Origin of the sequence: Luteimonas sp. 8-5 (assembly GCF_029763755.1) — a bacterium.
Taxonomy (GTDB): Bacteria; Pseudomonadota; Gammaproteobacteria; order Xanthomonadales; family Xanthomonadaceae; genus Cognatiluteimonas.
The window spans coordinates 1-25,679 of the sequence record NZ_JARUVM010000046.1; the positions used below are offsets into that span (position 1 = coordinate 1).

Consider the following 25,679-nt stretch of genomic DNA (forward strand, 5'->3'; position numbering starts at 1 on the left):
CGACCTGCTGCGCGCCGAAGGCCTGAAGGTGGGCGTGGTCGGGTTCTGCTGGGGCGGCACCGTGGCGCTGCTCGGCAACACCCGGCTCGGGCTCCCGGCTTCCAGCTACTACGGCGCGCGCAACCTGCCCTTCCTCGACGAGCCCTTGCGCGCCCCGATGCAATTCCATTTCGGCGAGGAAGATCCGTCGATCCCGTCCGACACCGTCGCCGCCCACCGCGAACGGCAGCCCTCGGCCGAAGTATTCACCTATCCCGGCACCGGCCACGCCTTCAACCGCGAGGTCGACCCCGCGGTGTACGACGCCGGCAGCGCGCAACTGGCGCATCGCCGTACCATGCAACTGTTCGAACACGCGCTCGAGTGAGGCACGCCATGAGCCGTCATGCACACGCCCCGACCCATTACGAGCTGGATCCGCAACTGGCCACCGACACCCAGCCGCTGGCAAGCCTGGCGTTGAGCGAGCTGCGCCTGATGGACGACGCCAACTACCCCTGGCTGGTGCTGGTGCCGCGCGTGCCCGGCGCGCGCGAGCTGATCGACCTGGAAGCGGCGCAGCGACGCCAGCTCACCGACGAGATCGACCTGGCCGCGCGCCTGCTGCGCGACGTGTTCCGCCCGTTCAAGCTCAACATCGCCGCGCTGGGCAACCTGGTGCCGCAGCTGCACGTGCACGTCATCGCCCGCTACGAAGGCGACCCGGCCTGGCCGGCGCCGGTATGGGGGCGCGTCGCGGCGCGGCCGTACACACCCGAGGAACTGATCGAACGCGTCTCGCGCCTGCGCGATGCCCTGCCGAACCAAGGAACCCCACGATGAGCCACTTCACGATGCGGCCCGCCCTCCTGGCCGTCCTGCTGTGCCTGGCGCTCCCCGCGCAGGCCGCCCTGTTCGAAAAGAAGCCGGAAAAGGTCGCCGCCGAAGCTGCGGCCGCCAACATGGCCGCGGTGACGCTCTGGGTCGATGCGAGCTGGGGCTTCCGCAACCAGGGCGCGGCCAACGACCTGACCCGTGCGCACAACGCTTTCGCCGCGTTCGGCTACAAGGTCGCCAGCGTGGAGCCCTACATCGAGAACGGCGACCTGCAGGGCTTCTTCGTCACCTACCAAAAGCCCTGACCCTTACGTCCGCGGCAATGTAACGCCCACCTGCCCCTGGTACTTGCCGCCGCGGTCGCGGTACGAGGTCTCGCAGGGTTCGTCGGACTGGAAGAACAGCATCTGCGCCACGCCTTCGCCGGCGTAGATCCGCGCCGGCAGCGGCGTGGTGTTGCTGAACTCCAGGGTCACGTGCCCTTCCCACTCGGGTTCCAGCGGGGTCACGTTGACGATGATGCCGCAGCGCGCGTACGTGCTCTTGCCCAGGCACACCACCAGGGTGTCGCGCGGGATGCGGAAATACTCCACCGTGCGCGCCAGGGCGAAGGAATTGGGCGGGATGATGCACACGTCCGACTCGATGTCGACGAAGCTCTTCGGGTCGAAGGCCTTGGGATCGACGATCGTCGAGTTGATGTTGGTGAACACCTTGAACTCGCGCGAGCAGCGCACGTCGTAACCGTAGCTCGAGGTGCCGTAACTGACGATGCGCTGGCCGTCGTCGCCGACCTTGCACTGGCCCGGCTCGAACGGCTCGATCATGCCCTTGCCGGCCATCTCGCGGATCCAGCGGTCGCTCTTGATGCTCATGCGTTACCCGTGTCGGAAAGGAAGCAATTAGACCATGGAGGCGGCGATCGGCATCGCCGCCCGCGGCCGCGCCGCCAGGCGCATGGCCAGCGCGCGCGCCGTGGCGCGGTACGCCCTGGCCGCGTCCGACCCGGGTGCCGAGGCCACGACCGGCACGCCGGCGTCGCCCTGTTCCCGGATCGCCAGCTCCAGCGGCAGGCTGCCCAGCAGCGCCACGCCGTACTGTGCGGCCATGCGCGTGCCGCCGCCCTCGCCGAACACGTGCTCGACGTGGCCGCAGTTGCTGCAGGTGTGCATGGCCATGTTCTCGACCAGGCCCAGCACCGGCACCTGCACCTTTTCGAACATCTTCAGCGCCTTGCGCGCGTCCAGCGTGGCCACGTCCTGCGGCGTGGTCACGATCACCGCGCCGGCGACCGGGATCTTCTGGGCCAGGGTGAGCTGGATGTCGCCGGTGCCCGGCGGCAAATCCACGATCAGGTAGTCCAGCCCCGCATCGCCGCCCCAGAGCGTCTGCTCCAGCAACTGGGTCAAGGCCGAAGTGGCCATCGGCCCGCGCCAGATCATCGGCGTGTCCTGTTCGACCAGCAAGCCGATCGACATGGCCTCGATGCCATGCGCATGCATCGGCACGATCGACTTGCCGTCGGGGCTGTCCGGTCGCCCGGACAGGCCGAGCATGGTCGGGATGCTGGGGCCGTAGACGTCGGCATCGAGCACGCCGACACGGGCACCGTCGGCGGCCAGCGCCAGGGCGAGGTTGACTGCAGTGGTCGACTTGCCCACCCCGCCCTTGCCCGAACCGACCGCGATGATGTTGCGCACCCGCGGCGACAGCGCCACGTTGGGCTGGGTCGCGTGCGGGGAAATCCGCTGCGACACTTCGAACGAGGCCAGCGGCAGCGGGCCGATCAGCGTGGCCACGGCCTCGCGCAACGCGGCCACGCCGTCTTCGGCGAGCGGATAGCCCAGGGTGAGGGCGACGGCGGCACCACTGGCGGCGGTCGCGACCTTGGCCCTGGCGCCGCTGGCGGCGAGGGGCAGGCCGGTGAGTGGGTCGGAAACCGAGAGCAGGCGCTCCGGGGAAAGATCCTGGGCCGTGTCGTTCATGTCCGCCCATTGTACCGGGACGGCGACTTCCATACGCTGGCGGATGCGGTATAACCGGGCCATCGCAAGCCCGACGACCCATCACCCGCGGAGGCCCACCATGCGTACCAAGCTCATCGCCCTGCTCCTGTTCGCCCTGCCGTTCGTGGCCTTCGCCCAGACCAGCCCGGAGGGGCGCTGGAAGACCCTCGATGACGAGACCGGCAAGCCCATGACCATTGCCGAGGTGTACAAGGCGGCCGACGGCACCCTGTCGGCGAAGATCGTCGAAGCCCTCGATCCCAAGGCAGCCACGTGCAGCGACTGCAGCGGCAAGCGCAAGGGCAAGTCCACCATCGGCATGCCGATCCTGTGGGGCCTGAAGCCGGTCGAAGGCGGCTGGGGCAACGGCCAGGGCTACAAGCCTTCGGCCGATACCAGCTTCAAGGCCAAGCTGGTCAAGGTGACCGACGGCGGCAACAAGCTCGAAGTCACCGGCTGCAAGCTCGTGTTCTGCAAGACCGCCACCTGGGTCCGCGCGGACTGAGTCCGGGAGCGCCTGCGACAATGCGATAATCGCGGGATGAATCCCGCGCTTGTCACCAACGCACTGCCCTACGCCAATGGCCCACTGCACCTGGGCCACCTGGTCGGTTACATCCAGGCCGACATCTGGGTACGCGCCCGGCGCATGGCCGGCGCGACCGTGCATTACGTCTGCGCCGACGACACCCACGGCACGCCGATCATGCTCGCCGCGGAGAAAGCCGGCACCACGCCGGAAGCCTTCATCGCCGGCATGCAGGCCTCGCACGAGCGCGACTTCGCCGACTTCGGCGTGGCCTTCGACCACTACGACTCGACCAACTCGGCCGGCAACCGCGCACTGACCGAGGCCATCTACGCGAGGCTCGACGCCAGCGGCCACGTCTCGCGGCGTTCGGTGGCGCAGCTGTACGACCCGGTCAAGGGCATGTTCCTGCCCGACCGCTACGTCAAGGGCATCTGCCCCAATTGCGGCACGCCGGACCAGTACGGCGACAACTGCGAGCACTGCGGGGCGACCTATTCGCCGACCGAGCTCAAGTCGCCCTACTCCGTGGTCAGCGGCGCCACGCCCGAGCTGCGCGAGTCCGAGCACTTCTTCTTCGAGCTGGGCCACTTCGAAGGCTTCCTGCGCGAATGGCTGGCCGGCGACGTCGCGGTGCCCGGGGTCAAGGCCAAGCTGCAGGAGTGGCTGGACGGCGAAGGCGGCCTGCGCGCCTGGGACATTTCCCGCGACGCGCCGTACTTCGGCTTCGAGATTCCCGGGCATCCGGGCAAGTACCTGTACGTCTGGATCGACGCGCCGATCGGCTACTTGGCCAGCTTCAAGGCGCTGTGCGACCGCCGCGGCATCAACTTCCACGACTACACCGCGCCCGGCGGCGATGCCGAGATGCACCACTTCATCGGCAAGGACATCGTCAACTTCCATGGCCTGTTCTGGCCGGCGATGCTGCACGGCGCCGGCCTGCGCGCGCCGACGCGCCTGCACGTCAACGGCTATCTCACCGTCGACGGCGCCAAGATGTCCAAGTCGCGCGGCACCTTCGTGATGGCGCGCACCTACTTGGACTGCGGCCTGCCGCCCGAGGCGCTGCGCTACTACTTCGCCGCCAAGTCCTCCGGCGGCGTCGACGACATCGACCTCAACCTGGCCGACTTCATCGCCCGCGTGAACTCGGACGTGGTCGGCAAGTTCGTCAATCTTGCGAGCCGCTGCGCCGGGTTCATCGGCAAGCGCTTCGGCGGAAAGCTGGCATCGACCCTGCCGGAGCCGGACATGTACGACCGCTTCGTCGCGGCGCTGGCGCCGATCCGCGAAGCCTACGAGCGCAACGAGGCCGCGTCGGTCCTGCGCCAGGCGATGGCACTGGCGGACGAGGCCAACCGGTACATCGACGAGCGCAAGCCGTGGGTCATTGCGAAGCGTACTGGTGAAGGCGGGGAAGGTGCCGACGCCGAACTGCAGGCGGTCTGCACCCAGGGCCTCAACCTGTTCCGCGTACTCGCCCTGGCGCTGGCCCCGGTACTGCCGTCGATGACGCGCCAGGCATCGGAGTTCCTGGCCGCGCCGCTGCAGCGATGGAACGATGCCGACGCACCCCTGCTTGACCACGCCATCAACGACTACCAGCCCCTGTTCACCCGCATCGACCCGAAACAGATCGAAGCCATGACCGAAGCCTCGAAGGACACCATGACCGCGCCCGTGGGAGCGGCGGAAGCCGCGAAACAGGCCGCGACCATTTCCATCGACGATTTCGCCAGGCTCGACCTGCGCATCGGCAAGGTGCTGGCCTGCGAGTTCGTCGAAGGCTCGGACAAGCTGCTGCGCTTCGAACTCGATGCCGGCGAACTGGGCAAGCGCCAGATCTTCTCGGGCATCCGCGCCAGCTACGGCGAGCCGGAAAAGCTCGTCGGCCGCAACGTGGTGTTCATCGCCAACCTCGCCCCGCGCAAGATGCGCTTCGGCATGAGCGAAGGCATGATCCTGTCCGCCGGCGGCGACAGCGGTGCGCTGCACCTGCTCGACGCCGACGCCGGTGCCCTGCCGGGCATGCCGGTGAAGTGAACCCGGTGCGGTGACCGCGCTCGTCGAACGTCTCGACCGCATACTGCCGCAGACCCAGTGCGGGCAATGCGGCTACGTGGGCTGCAGGCCGTACGCCGAAGCGATGGCGCGGGGCCAGGCGGATGTGGATCGCTGCCCGCCCGGTGGCGATGCCGGCGCGCGGGCGCTGGCCACGGTGCTCGGCGTTCCCGCACGGCCCTACGACCGGTCCCGCGGCGAGCACAAGCCGCCGATGGTGGCGCTGGTGGTCGAGGCCGACTGCATCGGCTGCACCAAGTGCATCCAGGCCTGTCCGGTGGACGCGATCATCGGCGGCAGCAAGCACATGCACACCGTGGTCGAACCGCTGTGCACCGGCTGCGAGCTGTGCGTGCCCGCCTGCCCGGTCGATTGCATCGTGATGGTCGCCCCGGCTGGACCCTAGGGCACGGCGCAGGCGCTGCAGATCCTTTCGACGGTGTAGCCACGGTCGCGCAGCCTGGCGACCAGCCCGTCGTCGCCGAGCAGGTGCAATGCACCGACCACCACCAGGGTGTCCTCGTCGCCGCCTCCCTGCAACCGCGCCTCGATCCGCGGCAACCAGGCTTCGTTGCGTTCGACGTTGATGCGCTCGTACAGGCGCGGATACTTGTGCTGCATGTCGCGCGCCATCCGGTCCCACAATGCGGCGGCATCGCCGGCGCGCCACAGCGCATGCAGGTCCTCGATGTCGCTGCTGCCGGGCTGGGCGTTGGCCAGCGCCTCCTCCAGCAACTGCACCTGTTCCACCGGGTCCATGCCGTCGAGGAAGGCAATCTGTTCGCTGCCGGTTTCCAGGCCCGCTGTCGGCTTGCCGGCGTTTGCCGCTTCCGTGGCGAAGTGGCGGTCCAGGCCCAGTTCCGGATCCAGCCCGGCGTCGCCCATGCCCAGCAGAGCGATGTTGAGTCCGACGAACCAGGGCTCGAACAACTGCAGCATGGACGCGTTCAGTCCGCGCGCCTGCAGCCTGGCCTGGTTGGCCTCGAGCCATGCGCCCAGGCGCTGCGCGGTGGCAGGCGGCAACTCGCTGTCGAGGGTGGTGCCGTCGGTGCGCAGCGCGGCCCGGCCCATTTCCATCGCCAGCGCGATCGATCCCAGCTCTTCCGGCGGCATTTCGAACAGCAGCGATTCGGCGTCGTCGAAGGCGGCATCGACGTCCGCCGACAGCGGATAGTCGCTGGGCTTGAGCAGGTGGAACGAACCCAGCAGGTAGACGCTGCGCTCGCCCTTGTCGACCTTCCACAACAACGGCACGGGCGCCGACGCCGCTGCCGCGGGGAACGCGACGAGCAGTACCAGCAAAAGGCCGAGCAAGCGCATGCTCACGCGTGCGGCTTGCGGTACGCCTTTTCGCCGGCGTCGATGAGCAGGTCCAGGCGGTTCTCCTGCGGCGGAAGCGGGCAGGTGGCGAAGTCGGTGAAGGCGCATGGCGGGCTGTAGGCCTGGTTGAAATCGATCATGACCTTGCCGCGCGCATCGGGCATCGGCACGTAGAGGAAACGCCCGGCCGGATAGCTGCCGTGGCCGTTGGTGCGGTCGGCGAACACAAGGAACAGTTCGTCGCCGCCTTCGTCCAGCGCTTCCAGGCGCCAGGTCTTGCCGTCGCGGGTGAACTCGATCGCGCCGGGATTCGGCATCTGGTCGACGCTGCCGATGATGTTGGCGATCTCCAGCGTCTTGCCCTTGGGGTGGGGGACGAACGTGCCTTCGATCTTCCAGTCCATGGCCGCCGGCCAGTACTCCAGGCCGGCGAAGTCCACGCGCGCAGGCGCATCGGCGTGCTTGACCCGCAGCGCCATGCGCCCGGCCCGCTCGATCACCGTCGCGGTGCCCTTGCCGCCATCGAAGCCGATCACGCTTGGCCCGGTCTGCGCACTGTCGGTGCGCAGGATCGCTTCGTCCAGGAATGGTTTGCCGTCCAGTGTGAGCCCCGCCGCTTCTTCCGGAACGAAGCGGACCACCCCCTTGCGCAGCTCGATCATGCCGATGTGCGCCGGGCCCTTGGCAAGGCGGATGCCGTTGTCGGCGTCGCTGCCCAGGTAGTGGCCGCCCGGCTCGATCCAGTGCAGGCCGACCAGGCTGGTCCAGCCGTCGGGTGCCAGCAGCCGCTGCAGGCGATGGTCGCGCCAAGCCTGCTCGGCCTTGGCGAAGGCTGCGGCCGCAGCCTCGGCATCCGGGTCCGGCGCCGTTGCCCCATCGCCCTTCTGGCAGGCGACGAGGGTCACGACAAGGGTGGACAGGGCCAGCAGGATGATCAGTTTCGGCATTGTCAGCGTCCTCGCAGGAACCAGCGGTCGATCTCGGCCAGGTCGAATCGTGCCCAGGTCGGACGACCATGATTGCATTGTCCGGAGCGTTCGGTGGCTTCCATCTCGCGCAGCAGGGCGTTCATTTCGGGAAGGGTGAGCCTGCGGTTGGCGCGAACCGCGCCGTGGCAGGCCATGGTCGACAGCAGTTCATCGCGCTGTTCGGCCACGCGGCGGCTTTCGCCATGTTCGCGCAGGTCGGCCAGCACGTCGCGCAGCAACGACACCGTATCGCCATCGGCCAGCAGCGCCGGCACGGCACGCAGCAGCAACGCCTGCGGCCCGGCGCGCGAGACCTCGAACCCGAGCTCGGTCAGGGTCGCCGCCTCGCGTTCGGCGGTGTCGGCCTCGCGCTCGGACACGGCGACCTGCTCGGGTACCAGCAGCGGCTGGCTGCGCATGCCGGTGCTGTCGTGCGCCGCCTTGAGCTTCTCGTAGCCGATGCGCTCGTGTGCGGCGTGCATGTCCACCACCACCAGGCCTTCGGCGCTCTCGGCCAGGATGTAGATGCCATGCAGCTGGGCGATGGCGTTGCCCAGCGGCGGCAGGGTCGCATCCTCGCTTTCCGGCAGCGCAGCCGCCGACGGCGCGACCGCATACAACTGCGCATAAGCGGCGCGCGCCTCGTCGACCTGCAGGGACAGGCGCGACTGGGGCATGGCGAACGCCGCAGGGTTCGCGGCTGCCGTTGCTCCCACATGCGCGGGCGATTGCACCGTTCCGACCGAGGCCCCCGCCCTGGTTTCCGCCAGGGCTTCCTGCAGGCTGCGGAAGACGAAATCGTGCACCAGCCGCGATTCGCGGAAGCGCACTTCGTGCTTGGCCGGATGCACGTTGACGTCGACGCCGCGCGGATCCAGTTCCAGGAACAGCACGTAGGCCGGATGCCGGCCGTGGAACAGCACGTCGCTGTAGGCCTGGCGTACTGCGTGCGCGACGTTGCGATCGCGCACGCTGCGGCCGTTGACGTACAGGTACTGCTGGTCGGTGCTGGCGCGGTTGTAAACCGGTCGCGCGATCCAGCCATGCAGGCGCAGGCCGGCGCCGGCATGGTCGATGCGCAGCGCATTGGCGGCGAACCCGTCGCCCAGGGTTTCCAGCAGCCGCTCGGGCGACGATTCCGGCGTGGCGTCGGCGTCGAGCAGATCCAGCGCGCGGTAACGGCGCGAGGCCTTGCCGTTGTGGGACACGCGCAGCTCGACGTCCGGGCGCGCCAGCGCCAGCGAACGCAGCCACTCCTCGATGTGCGACAGCTCGGTGCGCTCGGCGCGCAGGAAGCGGCGCCTTGCCGGCACGTTGTAGAACAGGTCGCGGACCTCGACCGTCGTTCCGCGCGGATGCGCGCGCGGCGCGACCTCGCCGATGCGCCCGCCTTCGACCTGTAGCGCGGCGCCGTGCTCGGCACCGTCCAGGCGCGAGGCCAGCAGGAAGCGGCTCACCGATGCGATCGATGGCAGGGCTTCGCCGCGGAAGCCGAGGGTGGAGACCGATTCCAGGTCGTCGAGCGAGGCGATCTTGCTGGTCGCGTGCCGGGCTACGGCCAGCGGCAGGTCGGCGGCGGCGATGCCGTTGCCGTCGTCGCGGATCCGGACCAGGCGGACGCCACCTTCCTCCAGGTCGATGTCGACACGGCGCGCGCCCGCATCGAGCGCGTTTTCCACCAGCTCCTTGACCACGGACGCCGGACGCTCGACGACCTCACCGGCTGCGATCTGGTTGATGAGGACGTCGGGAAGCTGTCGGATGGCCACGCCCCGATGATACGGGACCGGCCCTGCCCCGCTCCATGGGTGCCCGCTCCACGGGCGTGTTACGGACTGCCGCCCTGGCGTGCGCTGCGCGCGGCTTCGGCGCGCAGGGCGTACAGCGTGCCCGGCGGCGACTGGCGCGAGAAATAACGATCGACGCCTTCCAGGATCGCCGAAGCCAGCCGGCGCTGGAAGACAGGGTCGCGCAGCTTCTTCTCTTCCGACGGATTGGAGATGAAGCCCGTTTCCACCAGCATCGCCGGCATCTTGTCGGAGGTGCGCAGCACCGCCAGGTTGGCGCGCTCGATGTGGTTCTTGTGCATGTTGCCGACCGTGGCGAGCTGGCCGAGGATGTGCGAGGCCGCGTCCTCGGAAGCCTTGAGGTTGCCGCTCTGGGTGAGGTCGAGCAGCACGCTGGTCAGCACCGCGTCGCCATTCTTGCCCGCCGGCACCGCGCCGCCGATGATGTCGGAGGCGTTTTCCTTGTCGGCCAGCCAGCGCGCGCGTTGCGAGGACGCGCCGCGGGTCGAGAGCACGAACACACCCGCACCCTTCGCCGACGGGCTGGTCCAGGCATCGGCGTGGATGGACAGGAAGATGTCGGCACCGGCGGCGCTGGCCTTGCGCGCACGCTGGTTGAGCGGAATGTAGTAGTCGGAGTCGCGGGTGAGGTAGGCCTTCATGCCCGGCGTGGCGTCGACCTGGCGCGCCAGCTCCTTGGCGATGGCCAGGGCCACGTCCTTCTCGCGGGTGCCGCTGGGACCGCGCGAACCGGGATCCTGGCCGCCGTGGCCGGCGTCGATGGCGATCACCAGCGGGCGCATCACCGCTGGCTGCGGGAGAACCTCGGGAGCCTTCGCCGGCTGCGGCGCTACCTCGGGCGCCTGGGCGCCGGTAACCGCGCCCTGGGTGAGGATGGCAAGCGGGTCCGTCGCCGCCGGGGCGGCAGTCGTGGGAGTGGCGGCGGCAGCGGCGCCATCACCTGGCCACTCCAGCACCAGGCGCGGACCGTTGCCGCCCGGCTCGAAGCGCGGGCGCAGGGCCGCGACCTTGTCCGAGAGGTCGAAGACGATACGGGTGGTGCCGGGCACGGGGTGGCCGCTGCGGACCGCGCGGACCAGGCCGCCGCCGGACGGCAGGGCAAGCCCCTTGCGCAGGGCGACCCCGGGAAGGTCGACGGCCAGTCGCTCGGGCGACGACAGGGGGATCAGGCGGTACTCGACCTCGCGATCGAGCTGGATTTCGGCCCGGGTGCCGGTGGCGCCGGTATCCACGGTGACGCCACGGAGCTCCCCGGCGCGCGCCAGGTTCCAGCACACCCCGGCCAGCAGGGCCAGGGCGAGCAAGAGCTGCTGGATGGGGATCCCCTTCGTGCGCATGGGCGGATTCAAGCACCCCGCCAAGGATTTTGCAACCAGTTTTCCCTTATTTATCCGCCATCTGCCGCACTTTCCTCCGGGCTGGATTCAGGTAACGCCCGCAACTGCCCCTTTTGCGCCAGGCGCGTGAGCCAGCCTCGGCCCGCGGGAGTCGTGGCGGCCAGGTCCGCCGCGCGCCCGGTCCCCGAGATGGCCAGCGCGATCTCGAGGTCGGGCACCGGCAGCGCATCCCCGCCCCGCTCCGGCCATTCCACCAGCCAGAGCGTGGCTTCGGCGTCCTCCAGGGCCAGGAATTCCAGCTCCCCGGCCGCCCCGATCCGGTACAGGTCCAGGTGCATTGCCAGCCCGCCGCCCGGCAGCGGGTAGTGCTCGACCAGGGTGTAGGTGGGGCTGCGGATGGCCCCGGTCACACCCAGCGCCCGCAACCAGGCGCGGGCCAGGGTCGATTTGCCGGCGCCGAGGTCGCCGTGCAGGAACACCACGGCCGGCACCGGCTGGTGGGCGGCGAGCAGCGCGCCCAGCTCTTCGGTGGCTTCCGGATTGTCTAGCTGCAGGCGCATGCCGGTCATGCCGTCATGGTGCGGGATTCGCGCAACGGCGCAAGTGCGGGAGCAGGTCGGAGGGCAGCATGCCGCGCATGCCGTCGACCGCCGCCGCATCGCCGGCGTCGGCGTGCAACCGGGCACCGAGGGACGCCGCTTCGTACGCATCCAGCCCTTGCGCGTGCAGCGAGGCGATCACGCCGCTGAGCAGGTCGCCCATGCCGCCGACGGCCATGCCCGGATTGCCGCCGGTGACGACGGTGGTGTCGCGGCCCGCCGCGCCGACCAGGGTGCCGGCGCCCTTGAGCACGACGACGCAGTCGTAGCGCCCGATCAGCGCACGCAGGGCCGCGGGTCGATCGGCCTGCACCGTAATGGCGTCGCTGCCGAGCAACCGGCCCGCCTCGCCCGGATGCGGCGTGAGAATGGTGCCGGCGGGCAACGTGCGCGCGGACTGCGCCAGCAGGTTGAGCGCGTCGGCATCGAGCAGCAGCGGCTTGCCGCTGGCCAGGGCGGCCTCGAGCAATGCCCTGCCCCATTCGCCGGTGCCCAGGCCCGGGCCGATCGCCACCATGTTCGCCCGCGCCAGCAACGGTGCCAGGCCGTCGGCGGATTCGACCGCATGGGCCATGATTTCCGGCTGCCGTGCGAGCGAAGCGGGAACATGCGAGGCGCGCGTGGCGATGCTGGCCAGGCCTGCGCCGCTGCGCAGGGCCGCCTGCGCGCACAGGATGATCGCGCCGCCGCTGCCATGGTCGCCGCCGATGCACAAGACATGGCCGTGGTCGCCCTTGTGGCTGTCGCGCGCGCGTGGCTGGAGCATGCCGCGATTCTATACTTGCAGCGTGGAAATCCCTGATCCCGCGACGCTTGCAACCCAGCTCAAGGCACTGGCCGCGGAAGCCGGCTTCCAGCGGTTCGGGATCAGCGGCGTCGACCTGGGCGAAGACGAAGCGCACCTGCGCGACTGGCTGGCACAGGGCCTGAACGGTTCGATGGAATGGATGGCACGGCACGGCGACAAGCGCTCGCGGCCGCCCGAACTGGTGCCGGGCACGGTGCGGGTCCTGTCCGTGGGCATGGACTACGGCCGCGATGCCGACGAGGCCTGGGCCAACCTGCGCGCGGGCGAACGCGCCTACGTGGCCCGCTACGCACTGGGCCGCGATTACCACAAGCTGATGCGGCAGCGCCTGCAGCGCCTGGCCGACCGCATCGCCGCCGAGATCGGTCCGTTCGGCCATCGCGTGTTCGTCGATTCGGCCCCGGTGCTCGAACGCGCGCTCGCACGCAATGCGGGGCTGGGCTGGATCGGCAAGCACACCTGCCTGATCGACAAGGACGGCGGCAGCTGGTTCTTCCTCGGCGAGATCTACCTCGACCTGCCGCTGCCGGTGGACGCGCCCGCCGGCAACCACTGCGGCACCTGCCGGCGCTGCATCGACGTGTGCCCGACCCAGGCGATCACCGCGCCGTACCGGCTCGATGCACGCCGCTGCATCTCCTACCTGACCATTGAGCATGAAGGCGCCATCGACCCGGAACTGCGGCCGCTGATCGGCAACCGCATCTTCGGCTGCGACGATTGCCAGCTCGTGTGCCCCTGGAACAAGTTCGCAAAGCGCAGCGACGAACCGGATTTCCGCGGGCGCAACGACCTGGACCGGGCCACCCTTGTGCAGCTTTTCGCCTGGACCGAGGAAGAATTCATGCAGCGCAGCGAAGGCTCGGCGATCAGGCGCAGCGGCTACCAGCGCTGGCTGCGCAACATCGCCGTTGCGTTGGGCAATGCGCCGACGTCGGCGGAAGTGCTGGCGGCACTGCAATCGCGCCGCGACATCGAGGACCCGGTCGTACGCGAGCACGTCGAATGGGCGCTGGCGCGGCACCACGCGTAGGAGCGGCGGAAGCCGCGACCCGATTCCCTCTTTCGCGGCTTCCGCCGCTCCTACGCGGCTTGCGCGGGAATCGAGGTGTTGGTGTGGGTCAGCGCGTTGTCGCGGTCGACGTAGACCAGCGTCGGCTTGAACTTCGCCAGTTCGGCTTCGTCCATCGCCGCGTACGCGCAGATGATGACCAGGTCGCCGGGCTGGGCGCGGTGCGCGGCGGCGCCGTTGACCGAGATGATGCCGCTGCCTTCCTCGGCGCGGATCGCATAGGTCACGAAACGCTGGCCGTTGTTGACGTTGAAGATGTGCACCTGCTCGTACTCGCGGATACCGGAGATGTCGAGCAGCCGGCCGTCGATCGCGCACGAACCTTCGTAGTGCAGTTCGGCGTGGGTGACGGTGGCGCGGTGGATCTTGGCCTTGAGCAGGGTCAAATGCATGGTGTGGGGGCTCCTTCCCCGCCGATTCTAACGCGATTTGACGCAGTGCAGCATCACACTGGCGTGATCATGCCGGTACGCCGTCCAACCTGAATTCAAGATTGTCGATCAATCGGGTCCGGCCCAGGCGGGCCGCGACCAGCGCCACCAGCGACGCGCCCGGCGCGGCCGGGCCCGGGTCCGGCACGTCCAGCCCGGGTTCGCGCACCACGACGTAGTCGACGTCGAATCCCGCCGACAGCAGGCGCGCCCGCGCCCCGGCTTCGGCCTGCAGGCGCGGCGCGCCCGACGCCATCGCGTCGCGCATCCCCTGCAGCACCTGGTACAGCAGCGGCGCCAGCTTGCGCTCCTCCGCCGAGAGGTACTGGTTGCGCGAACTCATCGCCAGCCCGTCGGCCTCGCGCCTGGTCTCGCCGGCCAGCACCTCCAGCGGGAACGCCATGTCGCGGACCAGGTAGCGAATTACCGCCAGCTGCTGGTAGTCCTTGCGACCGAACACGGCGACATCCGGCGATACCTGGTTGAACAGGCGCGCCACCACCGTGGCGACGCCGTCGAAATGCCCGGGGCGGTGCGCGCCCTCGAGCACCTCGGTGATGCCAGGAACGCCGACGCGCACGCTGGCATCGACGCCATGCGGATACATCGTCTCGACCGAAGGCATCCACGCCACGTCGCAGCCCGCGTCGCACAGTCCGTCGACGTCGGCCTCGGGCGTGCGCGGGTAGCGCGCGAAGTCCTCGTTCGGACCGAACTGGGTCGGGTTGACGAATACGCTGGCGACGATCCGGTCGGCGTGTTGCCGGGCCAGGTGCACCAGCGAATGGTGGCCGGCGTGGAGGTTGCCCATCGTCGGCACCAGGCCGACGCGCAGGCCGTCGCGCTTCCAGGCGGCAACACGCGCGCGCAGCGCTTCGAGCTGGTCGACGGCCTCGATCATGGCTTACGCGTAGGAATGCGATTCGTCGGGGAAGGCGCCGCTGCGGACCGCGTCGGCATAGGCGCGGAAGGCGCCGTCGACCGAACCGCCTTCGGCGAGGAAATCCTTCACGAACTTCGGTCGCCGGTGGCCGCCGTCCAGGCCGAGCACATCGTGCAGAACCAGCACCTGTCCGTCGCACTGCGGGCCGGCACCGATGCCGATGGTCGGGATCGCGAGCGCCGCGGTGATCGATGCGGCCACGGGCGTCGGTACGCATTCGAGCACGAGCATGCTCGCGCCCGCGTCCTGCACTGCCCTGGCGTCTTCCATCAGTTGCGCGGCGGCGCGTTCGTCGCGCCCCTGCACCTTGTATCCGCCCAGGCGCAGCACCGACTGCGGGGTCAGCCCGAGGTGCGCGCAGACCGGGATCTCGCGCTCGACCAGGTATCGGATGACCTCGAGCTTGTGACCCGCACCCTCGATCTTGGCCATGCCCGCGCCGACCTGCAGGCATCGCGTCGCGGCGTCGAGTGCGCGTTGCGGCGACGCATCGGCCTGGAACGGCAGGTCCGACAGCAGCAGGGCCGTCGACAGTCCGCGCGCAACGCAGGCGGTGTGGTAGACGATGTCGTCCACGGTGACGGGCAAGGTGCTGTCGTGTCCTTGCATGACCATGCCCAGCGAATCGCCGACCAGCACCAGGTCGATGCCGGCCGCGTCCATCGTCCTGGCGAACCCGGCGTCGTAGGCGGTGAGCATCGCCAGCTTGCGCCCTTCGCGCTTGGCCTGGGCGAGCATCGGCACGGTCCAGGGCTTGCGGTCGGCGGCGGTAGCGGGTTGCGTGTACATGCGCCGATTATGCGTCGAGCGGCAGCGGCACGCAGCCTTGGCTGTCGATGGCGCGCAGCAGCGCGGCAACCGTGCCCCTGCCCGGCACCTGCAGGCCGGGCCCGACCTGCGCCAGCGGCACCAGGGCGAAGGCGCGCTCGTGGAGATAGGGATGCGGCACCCGCAAGCCGGGTTCGTCGATCACCGCGTCGCCGTAGAGCAGCAGGTCCAGGTCGAGGATGCGCGGACCCCACTGCACCGCGGCCTCGCGCTCGCGGCCGAACTGGCGTTCGATGCCGAGCAGTTCGTCCAGCAGCGCCCGCGCGTCAAGCCGCGTCTCCAGCAGCGCAGCGGCATTGACGAAGTCGGGCTGGTCGGTATTGCCCCACGCCGCCGTGCGGTACAGCGGCGAGGCGCGCAGCAGGTGCGTGGCCGGGAGATCGTCGAGCGCACGCAGCGCTTCGCGCACGGTCGATGCCGCGTCCCCTAGATTGCCGCCGAGCCCCACCGCGGCGATCGTGGCCGGGATCATGCCGCCCCGGTGCTGCCGGTGTTGCGGCGGCGCCTGCGACGACGGCGGCGCGGTTCGCCATCACTGTCGCCCTCGCCTTCGGCGTCTCCAGGCGCGGTTGCTTCGGCGTCGTCGCCCTCTGCGACACCGGCGGACGCTTGGGCATCCCGCCAGAAGCGGGCCTCGTCGGCGTGTTCGTCCGAGGCTGCCTGCCTGAGCACCAGGAAATCGTAGGCGGCGCGGAACCGCGGATGCGCCAGCAACCGCCCGACCCGCTTGCGCTGGGAGAAGCGCGACTGCAACAGCCAGATCTCCTGCATCGGCAGGGAGAAGCGGCGCGGCAGCGCAATCGTCTCGAGCTGGTGCACGGTCACCCGGTCGGCGGCGCGACGCTGCGCCTCGGCAGCGTGCATGCCTTGCGCCTGCAGCGCCATCAACGCACGGCAATAGGCCGGCCACAGCAACAGCGCGAACAGGAACGCCGGCGACACCGGTTCGCCCGCGGCCACGCGCGCATCGGTACTGCGCATGCCTTCGAGCAGCATGTTGCGCAGCGCGCCGCTGCGGTTGGCCTTCATCGCGGCCGCGCTTTCCGGCAACAGCACGGACAGCAGGCCGTGGCGTTCGAGCCCGAGGAAACTCTGTTCCGCGTGCCCGGACAGGAACAGCTTCAGGCATTCCTCGAACAGGCGCGCCGGCGCCGACTCGCGCAGCAGCGGGGCCAGCACCGGCAGCGGCGCCGCAGTAGCCTCGTCGATGCGGAACCCGAGCTTGGCGGCCAGGCGCACAGCGCGCAGCATGCGCACCGGATCCTCGCGGTAGCGGGTTTCCGGGTCGCCGATCAGCTTCATCATCCGGTTCTGCACGTCCTCGAAGCCGCCGGTGTAGTCGCGCACCGAGAAGTCCTCGATCGCGTAATACAGCGCGTTGGCGGTGAAGTCGCGCCGGATCGCATCGTCCTCGATCGTGCCGTAGACGTTGTCGCGCAGCAGGCGCCCGCCCTCGTGCAGCTGGCGGTCGCCGCTGCCGTCGTCGCTGTTGGCGCGGAAGGTCGCGACCTCGATGATCTCGCGGCCGAACACCACGTGCGCCAGGCGGAACCGGCGGCCGATCAGGCGGCAGTTGCGGAACAGCGCCTTGACCTCTTCCGGGGTGGCGTCGGTGGCCACGTCGAAATCCTTGGGGTGGCCGCCGACGAGCAGGTCGCGGACCGCGCCGCCGACCAGGTAGGCGCCGAAGCCGGCGTCGCGCAGGCGATAGAGCACCCGCAGCGCGTTGGGGCTGATGTCCTTGCGCGAAATGGTGTGCCCGTCGCGCGGAATGACGCGCAACGAGAGGGGCGCGCCGTCGGTGTTGGAAGGTTCTTGTATGGGCATCGGAAGCGGCTGGGCCGCGGGCAGGCGCCGGACGGCGGGACGGGTGCAAAGCGCGTTGCCTGCGGCAGGCGCGGCCCATATACTACCAAGCCTCGTGCACGGCCCGGCCGTCCACGAGGGCCGGCCGTCCAGCCGGGGTCCTCCGCGGACCACCCCCGCTCCCTTCGTCTAGAGGCCTAGGACGTGGCCCTCTCAAGGCTAAAACACGAGTTCGAATCTCGTAGGGAGCGCCATCCACCAGAAGCCCGCGCCACAAGCGCGGGCTTCGTCGTTATAGAATTACCCCATGCCCTTCGTCGTCACCGAGAACTGCATCAAGTGCAAGTACACCGACTGCGTCGAGGTGTGCCCGGTCGACTGTTTCCACGAGGGCCCGAACTTCCTGGTGATCGATCCGGACGAGTGCATCGACTGCACCCTGTGCGAGCCCGAGTGCCCGGTCAACGCGATCTACCCGGAAGACGACGTGCCCGCCGGGCAGGAACAGTTCCTGGCGCTGAACGCCGAACTGTCGAAGGAATGGCCGGTGCTCACCACGCGCAAGGACGCTCCGCCGGATGCCGCCGAATGGGACGGCAAGCCGGACAAGCTCAAGCTGCTGGAGCGCTGAGCGCCTCCTAGCCGCCGAGGGCGGCCTTGAGAGCGGCCACGACCTTCTGCGGCGCCTCGCCGGTCGCCGGCAGGCCGCGCGGATCCACCGCCGACACGTAGGTGCCCGCCTCGGCCTGGCTGACCCGCACCAGGAAATTGGCGCCTTCGTAGCTGACGTCGTACGCGCCCAGCAGCTGCGCCTTGCTGGCGATGGTGAGGCCTTCGATCGCGGTCAGCGCGTTGCCCACCCGTTCGAACACCTGGTCGCGGGTGCCGGCGACCAGGAAGCCGTTGGTGGCGGCATTGGGCGCCGGGGCCGCCTGCGGCGCACCCAGCGACGAGCGGGTCACCGAGCCCGTGGCCTGGCCGGGCAGCTGCATCGCGCCATCGGTGCCGGGGCGGTCCAGGTCCGGCGGGACTTCGAGCGGACGCACCTCGACCGGCTGCTGGTAGCCGGTTTCCTTCTTGAACCAGCTGCAGCCGGAGGTGGCCGCGACCAGCACCAGGGCGGCCGTGGGCAGGACGATGGAATGACGCATGGGTATCTCTCCTGGTCAGGCCGCGAGCAGGTCGCGGCAGGCTTGTTCGAGTTGCTGGATCCGGGTGGCAATGATGCCAGCCTGCGGGTCGTGCGCAGGCGAAAGCGTGGTCAGCGGCAGCCGCAGCCCATGGCCGAGCTGCATGCGCGCCAGCAAGGCCTTGAGCGGAATGGGGTTGGATTCGATGCCGAGGAAGTCGAAGACCGGCTGCAGGCCGGCGTCGAGCGCGCGCGCATCGACGGCCTTTTCGCCACGCGCAAGATCGCACAGGCGACGCATCGCGTGCGGCAATACATTGGATGCCACCGAGACCACGCCGTCGGCACCGGCGAGCATCGAACGCATCGCGGTGGCGTCGTCGCCGCTGAGGATCGCGAAGCCGTCGGTGCGCAGCGGCAGCAGCGCCTGCATCCGCGCCTCGTCGGCCCGCGCTTCCTTGATGCCGGCGATGCGTTCGTGCTCGCGCAGCGACGCGGTGGTGTCCGGCAGCATGTCGCAGCCGGTGCGTCCGGGCACGTTGTACAGCACGACCGGCAACGCGCCGTCGTCGGCGACCGCACGGAAGTGCGCGACCAGGCCCTGCTGGGTCGGGCGCACGTAGGGCGGCGTCACCACCAGCGCCGCGTCGGCGCCGAGCGCGCCGGCACGACGCGTCTGTTCGATGGTCCTGGCGGTGCTGGAGTGGCCGGTGCCGGCCAGCACCGGAACGCGCCCGCCGACCGTTTCCACCGCGACCCGCAGCAGCGCGTCGTATTCGACGTCCTGGAGTGCCGCGGCCTCGCCCGTGGAGCCGGCCACGACCAGGGCCTGGGTGCCGCCGTCCAGCTGCAGCTGCAGCAACCGGCGCCAGGCGTCGAGGTCGATTTCGCCGGCGGCCGTGAATGGCGTCGCCAGCGCAGTGATGCTGCCGGAAAGTCGCAAGTGGGGTGCTCTGGAAGGGACGGCGGTGCCTCGGCGATGTTACTTGCGGCGCCGAAGCACGGGCAAGTATGCTGGCCCCCGGGTTCCCGGCCCCTGCGCCGGGCCCGTTCAGCCCCCAGCAGCAGGCGCCGCCTTGACCGATCCAGACACCGACAATCGCGATTCCGCCGCCCGTCCGTCACCGAACGAGAACCACCTGCTGATCAACGCCTACACGACGCATCCGCGGTCCCCGTTGCTGGCGGTGACGCGGCGCATCGCCGACAGCGGCTGCAACCTGGTCGACACCCGGCTGTCGACGGTCGGCCGCGATGTCTCCGTCACCGCCCTTGCAACCGGTTCCTGGGATTCGGTCGCCAAGCTCGAGACCATGCTCGGCAAGCTCGAGCGCGAGGAAGGCCTGAAGCTGGTCTGGTACCGCACCGGCCCCAAGCCGATCCAGTCGAACCTGCTGCCCTACGTGATCGAAGTGGTCGCGGCGGACAAGCCGGGCATCCTGTTCCAGCTGGCGGACTTCTTCGACCGCCAGTCGATCACCATCGAGAGCCTGCACTGTTCGCGCTACCGCGCGATGCAGACCGGCGCGGAAATGTTCACCGCCCAGGTGACCATCGGCATCCCGGCGGACATGCACATCGCCGCGCTGCGCGACGACTTCCTCGAGTTCTGCGACCACCTGAACCTCGATGCCATCATGGATCCGATGAAGTTCTGAAGGATGAAGTCCTGAGCATGGTCGCCATCGGCAAGAAGCTCGCCAAACCGGTCCTGTCGATGCCGATGGCCTTGTCCGGCGGCGCCACCACCACCCTCGCCGACCATGCCGGCAAGTGGCTGGTCCTCTACTTCTACCCCAAGGATTCCACGCCTGGCTGCACCACCGAGGGCCTGGACTTCAATGCGCTGTTGCCGAAGTTCCGCAAACGCAATGCCGAAGTGCTCGGCGTCTCGCGCGACTCGGTCAAGTCGCACGACAACTTCTGCGCGAAGCAGGGTTTCCGTTTTCCGCTGGTGAGCGACCCGGACGAGCGGCTGTGCAAGGCCTTCGACGTGATCCGCCCCAAGAAGCTCTACGGCCGCGAATTCATCGGCGTGGAGCGCAGCACTTTCCTCATCGGTCCCGACGGCGTGGTCCGCGCCGAGTGGCGCAAGGTCAAGGTTCCCGGCCATGCGCAAGCCGTCCTGGACGCACTGGAGCAGCAATGACCCACGGCAAGCGGATCTACGTGCTGGACACCAACGTGCTGATGCACGACCCCACGGCGCTGTTCAAGTTCGAGGAACACGACGTGTACCTGCCGATGCAGGTGATGGAGGAACTGGACAACGCCAAGAAGGGCACCTCCGAAGCCAGCCGCAACGCACGCCAGGTCAGCCGCTTCCTCAACGAACTGATCGAAAGCGACGCCGACAGCGACATCACCAACGGGATCGTGCTGCAACGGCCGCAGGGCCTGCAGCTGCGCGGCGCCCAGAGCAAGGGCCGGCTGCGTTTCCAGACCGGCAATTTCGATTCGGGCAAGCGTTTCGGCGCGGTGATCCCCGACAACCACATCCTCGGCGCGATCCTCGCGCTGAAGGAAGCCGAGCCGAAGGCGGCCGTGGTGTTCGTGTCCAAGGACATCAACCTGCGGATCAAGGCCTCGATCGCGGGCATCGTCAACGAGGACTACGAGAACGACCGCGCGCTCGACGACTTCAGCCTGCTCTACACCGGCGCCACGGCGCTGCCCGCGGACTTCTGGCAGCGCCACGGCAAGGACCTGCGCTCCTGGACCGAGAAGGGACGTACGTTCTACGAGGTCGCGCGCATTCCGGGCGCGGCGCCGGAGGACGACAGCTGGTACCCCAACCAGTTCCTGTACCTGCCCGGCGACGAGGAAGCCGAACTCAAGGTGGTCAAGGTCGGCGAGACCAGCATCACCCTGCAGATCGTCGACGACTTCCGCCACGCGCAGCACGCGGTGTGGGGCATCAACGCGCGCAACCGCGAGCAGAACTTCGCGCTCAACGCGCTGATGGACCCGGAGATCGACTTCGTCACCCTGCTCGGCACCGCAGGTACAGGCAAGACCCTGCTCGCGCTCGCAGCGGGCCTGGCGCAGACCATGGACGCGCAGCGCTACCGCGAGATCATCATGACCCGCGCCACCGTCAGCGTCGGCGAGGACATCGGCTTCCTTCCCGGCACCGAGGAGGAAAAGATGACGCCGTGGATGGGCGCGCTCACCGACAACCTGGAAGTGCTGACCCACAACCAGGAAGGCGGCTCGTGGGGCCGTGCGGCGACCAACGACCTGCTCGCCTCGCGGATCAAGATCCGCTCGCTCAACTTCATGCGCGGCCGCACCTTCCTCTCGCGCTACCTGATCCTGGACGAGGCGCAGAACCTGACGCCCAAGCAGATGAAGACGTTGATCACCCGTGCCGGCCCCGGCACCAAGATCGTCTGCCTCGGCAACGTCGAACAGATCGACACGCCTTACCTCACCGAGACCACTTCCGGCCTGACCTACGCCGTCGACCGGTTCAAGGACTGGGCGCACAGCGCGCACGTCACGCTGCGCCGCGGCGAGCGTTCGCGGCTGGCCGATTACGCCTCTGAAGTGCTGTAGCGCAACGCGGTGGCGAGATCGGTGAAGTAGCCGGGGTCGTCGCGCTTGACGATCTCCACGCGCACCAGCTTGCGCAGCACCGCCAGGTTGGCGCCGCACAGCAACACCTGCACGCCGCGCTTGCGCAGGTTGCCGATGGTGGACTCCAGGCGCTTGAGCCCGGTGGCGTCCATGAACGGCACCCGGTCCAGGCGCAGGATCACGAAACGCGGCGGCTGGCGCGACCACGACAGCGCGCGTTCCAGCGAATCGACCGAGCCGAAGAAGAACGGGCCGTCGATGCCGTAGACCAGCACGTCCCTGGGCAGGGACTCCAGGCCGGCCTCGGCCAGGTCCGTGCGCAGGCTGGCATGGTCGTGTTCGACCACCGCGACCGACGCGCTCATGCGGCGCATGAACTGGAACATCGCCAGGATCACGCCGATGTTCACCGCCACCACCAGGTCGGTGAAGATGGTCAGCAGGAAGGTGATCAGCAGGATCGCCACGTCCGCGCGCGGCGCCTGCCGCACCAGGCGCAGGAAGCGGCGCGCCTCGCTCATGTTCCAGGCCACCACCCACAGGATCGCGGCCAGCGCGCACAACGGCACCTTGCCCGCGTACGGCGCCAGGAACAGCAGCACCATCACCAGCAGCAGCGCATGCACCAGCGCCGCGAGCGGCGAACTGCCGCCGTTGCGGATGCTGGTGGCGGTACGCGCGATCGCGCCGGTGGCGGCGATGCCGCCGAACAGCGGCGACAGGATGTTGGCCACGCCCTGCCCGATCAGCTCCTGGTTGGAATCGTGGCGGGTACCGGCCATGCCGTCGGCGACCACGGCCGACAGCAGCGACTCGATCGCGCCGAGCATGGCGATGGTGAACGCCGACGGCAGCAGCAGCATGACCTGGTCGAAGGTCGTGTCCGGCCACTGCAGGCTCGGCAGCGCGCGCGGGATCGCGCCGAACGTCGATTCGATCGTGGCCACGCCCGCCGGCGCGAACACGGTCACGGCGATGGTGGCGACCAGCATCGCCAGTAACGGTCCCGGCATCCGCGACAGGCCGGGAATGCGCGGGCCCCACAACGCCAGCGCCAGGCTCACCACCGCCAGCAGCGTGGTCGCCGGATGCAGTTGCGGCAGCGACAGCAGCAGCTGCCCGGCCTTGGCGTAGAAGCGCTCGCCGCCGGGTGCGGGCAGCCCGAAGAAGTACTCCCACTGCCCGATCCAGATGATCACCGCGATGCCGGCGGTGAACCCGACGATCACCGGATCCGGGATGAAGCGGATCACCGAGCCCAGCCGCGCCGCGCCCATCAGCACCAGGATCACGCCGGCCATCAACGTCGCCAGCAACAGCCCCTGCACGCCGAACTGCGCGACGACGCCGGCGAGGATGACGATGAAGGCGCCGGTCGGGCCCGCAATCTGGATCCGCGATCCGCCGAACAGCGCAACCGCGACGCCGGCGATGATCGAGGTGTACAGCCCCTGTTCGGGCTTGACCCCGGACGCGATCGCGAACGCCATCGCAAGCGGCAGCGCGACCACGCCGACGATGAGTCCGGCAACGATGTTGGGCGCCCAGTGCTCGCGCTTGAACCAGCCCGCGCGCCAGGCTTCGACCGCTGCGATCATCCGCCGCCTTCCATCCGCCGGTCCCCCGGCTCCGCGGCTATGATAAGCCCGTGCGCCATTCTCCGACCCCGCCCTTGGCCTGTGCCCTGACCATCGCCGGATCCGATTCCGGCGGCGGCGCCGGGATCCAGGCCGACCTCAAGACGTTCGCGGCGCATGGCGTCCACGGCCTGTGCGCCATCGCCGCGCTGACCGCGCAGCACACCCGCGGGGTGGTCGCCGTGCACGTGCCGCCGGTGTCCTTCCTGCGCGCCCAGATCGATGCCTGCTTCGACGACTTCCGCATCGGCGCGGTCAAGCTCGGGATGCTGGCCACGGCCGAAGTGATCAACGTCGTGGCCGATGCGCTGGAGGCGCGGCCGGGCGTGGACGTGGTGGTCGACCCCGTCATGGTCGCCACCTCGGGCGCCAAGCTGCTCGCCGACGATGCCCTGGGCGCGATGCGCGCGCGGCTGTTGCCCCTGGCCACCGTGCTGACGCCGAACATCCCGGAAGCCGAACTGCTGCTGGGCGAACCGATCGCCGACGCGGCGGCGGCCGAACGCGCCCTGGAGCGCCTGTGCGCGACCGGGCCGGCGTCGGTGCTGCTCAAGGGCGGGCACCTGGACGAAGGCAGCGTCGTCGTCGACCGCTACCGCGGCACCGGCGGCGAAGCCCGCTTCGCCCACGCCCGCGTTCCCATCGAAGGCCATGGCACCGGCTGCACCCTGGCCTCGGCGATCGCCGCCAACCTGTGCCTGGGCATCGCCCCGCGCGAAGCCTGCGCGGCCGCGGCCGACTACGTCGCCGCCGCCCTGCACCACGGCTATCGCCCGGGACGCGGCGAGGTGATGGTGCTCGGGCACATGGACGCGCTGGCGTCGGCCCGCCGACCTACGGCATCGCGACCCTGAGGCCTGCGCCGAACCCGCGCCCCGGCGCCGGTTCGAAGTAGCGCCCGTTGCCGTCGTTGACGATCACCGAACCGATCGCGCGGCGGTCGAACACGTTGTCGATGCGCAGGAAACCGGTCATTGCAAACGCGCCGGCGCGCCATTCGCGCTCGACCCCGATATCGAAAGTCGCATGCCCGGGCGCCCAGGCGCTGTTGTCGTCGTCGGCATACAACCGGCTCGATCCGTTGCCGGCGATGAAGAGCTGCAAGGCGTCGTGCGGATGCCAGCGCAGCTCCGCCCATCCGCTGCGCGCGGTCGTCCCGGGGATGCGGCGGCCGTCGGCGAAGCGCGCATCCAGCGCGGTGGCCGCCAGCGCGTATTGCCAGTGCCCGCCCAGCCAGCCCGAGGCGGAAACCTCCAGGCCGCGACGGCGGGTGTCGGCGGCATTGGCATAGATGCTGCGCCCGCCGCTGCTGGCCGCGACCACCAGTTCGTCCTCGGTGCGGCTGTCGAACACCACCGCGTCCCAGGCATGGTCGCCGCGTCGCACACGCACGCCCAGCTCCTGGCTGCGGCTGCGCGCGGGGCGCAATTCGAGGTTCAGGCCGCTTGCGCCGTCGGGGCGGTACGCAAGTTCCGAAGCGGACGGCGTTTCGTAGCCGCGGCCGGCGTTGGCGTACCACTCGATGCCTGCCGACGGCCGGTACAACAGCCCGAACGCCGGCGTGGTGAAGCCGTAGTCCAGCGCGCCGCTGTCGTCGGGATTGCCGGGCGCGATGTAGTCGTCGTCGGAACGGAACGACACGCTGCTGCGGCGCACGCCGAGCGTCGCCTGCCAGTCCGGCAGGAAACGCCACCTGCCCTCGGCGTAGACGTCGCGGCTGCGCACGCTGTCGCGCTGGTCGCGGCGCAAACGGCCAACGACACCGAGCTGCGTCCCGGTGAAATTCTCGAAACCCAGCCGATGTTCGGAGGAACGCTGCAGCTCCGCGCCCAGCGTGATCCCGGCGGGCTTGCCGGCGAGGCTGCCGTCGACTTCCCAGCGCGCGTCGATGCCGCCGTACTCGCGCGCCAGGTCGATCACGCCGCCGCCGCTGCCGGGCGCCGCCTGCGCGAACACCGGCACCGACAGCATCTGCCAGGTGTCGCGACTGCCCGCGTGC

The 25,679-nt window shown here is 69.4% G+C and carries 28 protein-coding genes, 1 tRNA gene and 1 pseudogene; 13 read left to right on the forward strand and 17 right to left on the reverse strand.

Going from position 1 to position 25,679, the window contains the following annotated elements; genetic code table 11:
* The 3 genes from QAA18_RS06570 to QAA18_RS06580 form a co-directional block, all read left to right on the forward strand.
* On the forward strand, positions 1–367 hold a 367-nt coding region (locus QAA18_RS06570; protein WP_279412042.1), incomplete at its 5' end, for a dienelactone hydrolase family protein.
* A gap of 8 nt (positions 368–375) precedes the next feature.
* Positions 376–822 carry an HIT family protein gene (locus tag QAA18_RS06575; protein WP_279412044.1) on the forward strand — a complete coding sequence of 149 codons (447 nt, stop codon included), beginning with the start codon at positions 376–378 and terminating at the stop codon, positions 820–822.
* A complete protein-coding gene (locus QAA18_RS06580) occupies positions 819–1,121 on the forward strand; it encodes a hypothetical protein (protein ID WP_279412045.1) in 303 nt (100 codons plus the stop codon). The genes QAA18_RS06575 and QAA18_RS06580 overlap by 4 nt, the downstream gene beginning before the upstream one ends.
* A 3-nt stretch (positions 1,122–1,124) precedes the next feature.
* Here QAA18_RS06580 and dcd read toward each other — a convergent pair whose 3' ends face one another.
* Positions 1,125–1,691, reverse strand: coding sequence for a dCTP deaminase (dcd, locus tag QAA18_RS06585; RefSeq protein ID WP_279412046.1), 567 nt, complete (start codon positions 1,689–1,691; stop codon positions 1,125–1,127).
* A gap of 27 nt (positions 1,692–1,718) precedes the next feature.
* Complete coding sequence (apbC, locus tag QAA18_RS06590; RefSeq protein ID WP_279412047.1) at positions 1,719–2,801, reverse strand: iron-sulfur cluster carrier protein ApbC; 1,083 nt, start codon at positions 2,799–2,801, stop codon at positions 1,719–1,721.
* A 100-nt stretch (positions 2,802–2,901) separates the two neighbouring features.
* Between apbC and QAA18_RS06595 the strand changes: the two genes are divergently transcribed.
* The 3 genes from QAA18_RS06595 to rnfB are packed head-to-tail and all read left to right on the forward strand — an operon-like array spanning position 2,902 to position 5,821.
* Positions 2,902–3,327: a DUF2147 domain-containing protein gene (locus QAA18_RS06595; RefSeq protein WP_279412048.1), complete on the forward strand. Its 426-nt coding sequence runs from the start codon at positions 2,902–2,904 to the stop codon at positions 3,325–3,327.
* Positions 3,328–3,363: 36 nt separating this feature from the next.
* Positions 3,364–5,397 (forward strand): methionine--tRNA ligase, encoded by a 2,034-nt coding sequence (gene metG, locus QAA18_RS06600; RefSeq protein WP_279412049.1) that lies wholly within the window; start codon positions 3,364–3,366, stop codon positions 5,395–5,397.
* 10 nt (positions 5,398–5,407) lie between these two features.
* Positions 5,408–5,821, forward strand: coding sequence for an Rnf electron transport complex subunit RnfB (gene rnfB, locus QAA18_RS06605; protein WP_279412050.1), 414 nt, complete (start codon positions 5,408–5,410; stop codon positions 5,819–5,821).
* Here rnfB and QAA18_RS06610 read toward each other — a convergent pair.
* From QAA18_RS06610 to QAA18_RS06635, 6 genes and pseudogenes are all read right to left on the reverse strand, one after another.
* Positions 5,818–6,735, reverse strand: coding sequence for a TraB/GumN family protein (locus QAA18_RS06610; protein WP_279412077.1), 918 nt, complete (start codon positions 6,733–6,735; stop codon positions 5,818–5,820). The two genes, rnfB and QAA18_RS06610, sit on opposite strands and share 4 nt — an antisense overlap.
* A 2-nt stretch (positions 6,736–6,737) precedes the next feature.
* Positions 6,738–7,682, reverse strand: a complete 945-nt coding sequence (locus QAA18_RS06615; protein ID WP_279412051.1) for a DUF1684 domain-containing protein — start codon at positions 7,680–7,682, stop codon at positions 6,738–6,740.
* Positions 7,683–7,684: 2 nt separating this feature from the next.
* Entirely contained in the window at positions 7,685–9,472 is a 1,788-nt protein-coding gene (gene mutL / locus QAA18_RS06620; protein WP_279412053.1) for a DNA mismatch repair endonuclease MutL, read from the reverse strand.
* 59 nt (positions 9,473–9,531) lie between these two features.
* Entirely contained in the window at positions 9,532–10,848 is a 1,317-nt protein-coding gene (locus QAA18_RS06625) for an N-acetylmuramoyl-L-alanine amidase (protein WP_279412054.1), read from the reverse strand.
* A gap of 50 nt (positions 10,849–10,898) precedes the next feature.
* Positions 10,899–11,417, reverse strand: coding sequence for a tRNA (adenosine(37)-N6)-threonylcarbamoyltransferase complex ATPase subunit type 1 TsaE (gene tsaE, locus QAA18_RS06630; RefSeq protein WP_279412055.1), 519 nt, complete (start codon positions 11,415–11,417; stop codon positions 10,899–10,901).
* A 4-nt stretch (positions 11,418–11,421) separates the two neighbouring features.
* Positions 11,422–12,213: pseudogene (locus tag QAA18_RS06635) on the reverse strand (NAD(P)H-hydrate dehydratase); the annotation flags it as partial.
* Between QAA18_RS06635 and queG the strand changes: the two are divergent.
* Positions 12,212–13,288: a tRNA epoxyqueuosine(34) reductase QueG gene (gene queG, locus QAA18_RS06640; protein ID WP_279412057.1), complete on the forward strand. Its 1,077-nt coding sequence runs from the start codon at positions 12,212–12,214 to the stop codon at positions 13,286–13,288. The pseudogene QAA18_RS06635 and the gene queG overlap by 2 nt on opposite strands.
* A gap of 50 nt (positions 13,289–13,338) precedes the next feature.
* Here the strand turns inward: queG and panD are convergent, their stop codons facing one another.
* From panD to pcnB, 5 genes are all read right to left on the reverse strand, one after another.
* Positions 13,339–13,719, reverse strand: a complete 381-nt coding sequence (panD, locus tag QAA18_RS06645; protein ID WP_279412059.1) for an aspartate 1-decarboxylase — start codon at positions 13,717–13,719, stop codon at positions 13,339–13,341.
* Positions 13,720–13,786: 67 nt separating this feature from the next.
* Positions 13,787–14,659, reverse strand: coding sequence for a pantoate--beta-alanine ligase (panC, locus tag QAA18_RS06650; RefSeq protein WP_279412061.1), 873 nt, complete (start codon positions 14,657–14,659; stop codon positions 13,787–13,789).
* A gap of 3 nt (positions 14,660–14,662) precedes the next feature.
* Positions 14,663–15,490, reverse strand: a complete 828-nt coding sequence (gene panB / locus QAA18_RS06655) for a 3-methyl-2-oxobutanoate hydroxymethyltransferase (protein WP_279412063.1) — start codon at positions 15,488–15,490, stop codon at positions 14,663–14,665.
* A 7-nt stretch (positions 15,491–15,497) separates the two neighbouring features.
* Positions 15,498–16,001, reverse strand: coding sequence for a 2-amino-4-hydroxy-6-hydroxymethyldihydropteridine diphosphokinase (gene folK, locus QAA18_RS06660; protein ID WP_279412065.1), 504 nt, complete (start codon positions 15,999–16,001; stop codon positions 15,498–15,500).
* Entirely contained in the window at positions 15,998–17,356 is a 1,359-nt protein-coding gene (gene pcnB / locus QAA18_RS06665) for a polynucleotide adenylyltransferase PcnB (protein WP_279412067.1), read from the reverse strand. Before pcnB ends, folK begins: the two co-directional genes overlap by 4 nt.
* A 157-nt stretch (positions 17,357–17,513) precedes the next feature.
* Here pcnB and QAA18_RS06670 point away from each other — a divergent pair.
* Together QAA18_RS06670 and fdxA are read left to right on the forward strand one after the other, a co-directional pair.
* Positions 17,514–17,589, forward strand: a tRNA-Glu gene (locus tag QAA18_RS06670).
* A gap of 53 nt (positions 17,590–17,642) precedes the next feature.
* Complete coding sequence (gene fdxA, locus QAA18_RS06675) at positions 17,643–17,966, forward strand: ferredoxin FdxA (RefSeq protein ID WP_279412068.1); 324 nt, start codon at positions 17,643–17,645, stop codon at positions 17,964–17,966.
* Between the two features lie 7 nt (positions 17,967–17,973).
* On the opposite strand, the gene QAA18_RS06680 is transcribed toward fdxA, so the two are convergent.
* Positions 17,974–18,486, reverse strand: coding sequence for a hypothetical protein (locus QAA18_RS06680; RefSeq protein ID WP_279412069.1), 513 nt, complete (start codon positions 18,484–18,486; stop codon positions 17,974–17,976).
* Positions 18,487–18,501: 15 nt separating this feature from the next.
* Entirely contained in the window at positions 18,502–19,407 is a 906-nt protein-coding gene (dapA, locus tag QAA18_RS06685) for a 4-hydroxy-tetrahydrodipicolinate synthase (RefSeq protein WP_279412070.1), read from the reverse strand.
* Positions 19,408–19,540: 133 nt separating this feature from the next.
* On the opposite strand from dapA, the gene QAA18_RS06690 reads away from it, so the two are divergent.
* Genes QAA18_RS06690 through QAA18_RS06700 form a run of 3 tightly spaced genes read left to right on the forward strand, consistent with a single transcriptional unit; the run spans position 19,541 to position 22,022 of the window.
* Positions 19,541–20,122 carry a glycine cleavage system protein R gene (locus QAA18_RS06690; protein WP_279412071.1) on the forward strand — a complete coding sequence of 194 codons (582 nt, stop codon included), beginning with the start codon at positions 19,541–19,543 and terminating at the stop codon, positions 20,120–20,122.
* Positions 20,123–20,139: 17 nt separating this feature from the next.
* Positions 20,140–20,613: a peroxiredoxin gene (locus tag QAA18_RS06695; RefSeq protein ID WP_279412072.1), complete on the forward strand. Its 474-nt coding sequence runs from the start codon at positions 20,140–20,142 to the stop codon at positions 20,611–20,613.
* Positions 20,610–22,022 carry a PhoH family protein gene (locus QAA18_RS06700; RefSeq protein WP_279412073.1) on the forward strand — a complete coding sequence of 471 codons (1,413 nt, stop codon included), beginning with the start codon at positions 20,610–20,612 and terminating at the stop codon, positions 22,020–22,022. The genes QAA18_RS06695 and QAA18_RS06700 overlap by 4 nt, the downstream gene beginning before the upstream one ends.
* Here the strand turns inward: QAA18_RS06700 and QAA18_RS06705 are convergent.
* Positions 22,001–23,641 carry a SulP family inorganic anion transporter gene (locus QAA18_RS06705; RefSeq protein WP_279412074.1) on the reverse strand — a complete coding sequence of 547 codons (1,641 nt, stop codon included), beginning with the start codon at positions 23,639–23,641 and terminating at the stop codon, positions 22,001–22,003. The two genes, QAA18_RS06700 and QAA18_RS06705, sit on opposite strands and share 22 nt — an antisense overlap.
* Before the next feature lie 50 nt (positions 23,642–23,691).
* On the opposite strand from QAA18_RS06705, the gene thiD reads away from it, so the two are divergent.
* Positions 23,692–24,534, forward strand: coding sequence for a bifunctional hydroxymethylpyrimidine kinase/phosphomethylpyrimidine kinase (thiD, locus tag QAA18_RS06710; protein ID WP_279412075.1), 843 nt, complete (start codon positions 23,692–23,694; stop codon positions 24,532–24,534).
* Here the strand turns inward: thiD and QAA18_RS06715 are convergent.
* Positions 24,515–25,679, reverse strand: a 1,165-nt coding sequence (locus tag QAA18_RS06715) for a TonB-dependent receptor (protein WP_279412076.1), incomplete at its 5' end; no start/stop codon positions are given. The genes thiD and QAA18_RS06715 overlap by 20 nt on opposite strands.

Bases quoted from the DNA above. Each gene is read 5' to 3' on its own strand.
- QAA18_RS06575 (WP_279412044.1), top strand. From the start codon at position 376: ATGAGCCGTCATGCACACGCCCCGACCCATTACGAGCTGGATCCGCAA.
- QAA18_RS06580 (WP_279412045.1), top strand. From the start codon at position 819: ATGAGCCACTTCACGATGCGGCCCGCCCTCCTGGCCGTCCTGCTGTGC.
- dcd (WP_279412046.1), bottom strand. From the start codon at position 1,691: ATGAGCATCAAGAGCGACCGCTGGATCCGCGAGATGGCCGGCAAGGGC.
- apbC (WP_279412047.1), bottom strand. From the start codon at position 2,801: ATGAACGACACGGCCCAGGATCTTTCCCCGGAGCGCCTGCTCTCGGTT.
- QAA18_RS06595 (WP_279412048.1), top strand. From the start codon at position 2,902: ATGCGTACCAAGCTCATCGCCCTGCTCCTGTTCGCCCTGCCGTTCGTG.
- metG (WP_279412049.1), top strand. From the start codon at position 3,364: ATGAATCCCGCGCTTGTCACCAACGCACTGCCCTACGCCAATGGCCCA.
- QAA18_RS06610 (WP_279412077.1), bottom strand. From the start codon at position 6,735: ATGCGCTTGCTCGGCCTTTTGCTGGTACTGCTCGTCGCGTTCCCCGCG.
- QAA18_RS06615 (WP_279412051.1), bottom strand. From the start codon at position 7,682: ATGCCGAAACTGATCATCCTGCTGGCCCTGTCCACCCTTGTCGTGACC.
- QAA18_RS06625 (WP_279412054.1), bottom strand. From the start codon at position 10,848: ATGCGCACGAAGGGGATCCCCATCCAGCAGCTCTTGCTCGCCCTGGCC.
- tsaE (WP_279412055.1), bottom strand. From the start codon at position 11,417: ATGACCGGCATGCGCCTGCAGCTAGACAATCCGGAAGCCACCGAAGAG.
- queG (WP_279412057.1), top strand. From the start codon at position 12,212: ATGCCGCGATTCTATACTTGCAGCGTGGAAATCCCTGATCCCGCGACG.
- panD (WP_279412059.1), bottom strand. From the start codon at position 13,719: ATGCATTTGACCCTGCTCAAGGCCAAGATCCACCGCGCCACCGTCACC.
- panC (WP_279412061.1), bottom strand. From the start codon at position 14,659: ATGATCGAGGCCGTCGACCAGCTCGAAGCGCTGCGCGCGCGTGTTGCC.
- panB (WP_279412063.1), bottom strand. From the start codon at position 15,490: ATGTACACGCAACCCGCTACCGCCGCCGACCGCAAGCCCTGGACCGTG.
- folK (WP_279412065.1), bottom strand. From the start codon at position 16,001: ATGATCCCGGCCACGATCGCCGCGGTGGGGCTCGGCGGCAATCTAGGG.
- pcnB (WP_279412067.1), bottom strand. From the start codon at position 17,356: ATGCCCATACAAGAACCTTCCAACACCGACGGCGCGCCCCTCTCGTTG.
- fdxA (WP_279412068.1), top strand. From the start codon at position 17,643: ATGCCCTTCGTCGTCACCGAGAACTGCATCAAGTGCAAGTACACCGAC.
- QAA18_RS06680 (WP_279412069.1), bottom strand. From the start codon at position 18,486: ATGCGTCATTCCATCGTCCTGCCCACGGCCGCCCTGGTGCTGGTCGCG.
- QAA18_RS06695 (WP_279412072.1), top strand. From the start codon at position 20,140: ATGGTCGCCATCGGCAAGAAGCTCGCCAAACCGGTCCTGTCGATGCCG.
- QAA18_RS06700 (WP_279412073.1), top strand. From the start codon at position 20,610: ATGACCCACGGCAAGCGGATCTACGTGCTGGACACCAACGTGCTGATG.
- QAA18_RS06705 (WP_279412074.1), bottom strand. From the start codon at position 23,641: ATGATCGCAGCGGTCGAAGCCTGGCGCGCGGGCTGGTTCAAGCGCGAG.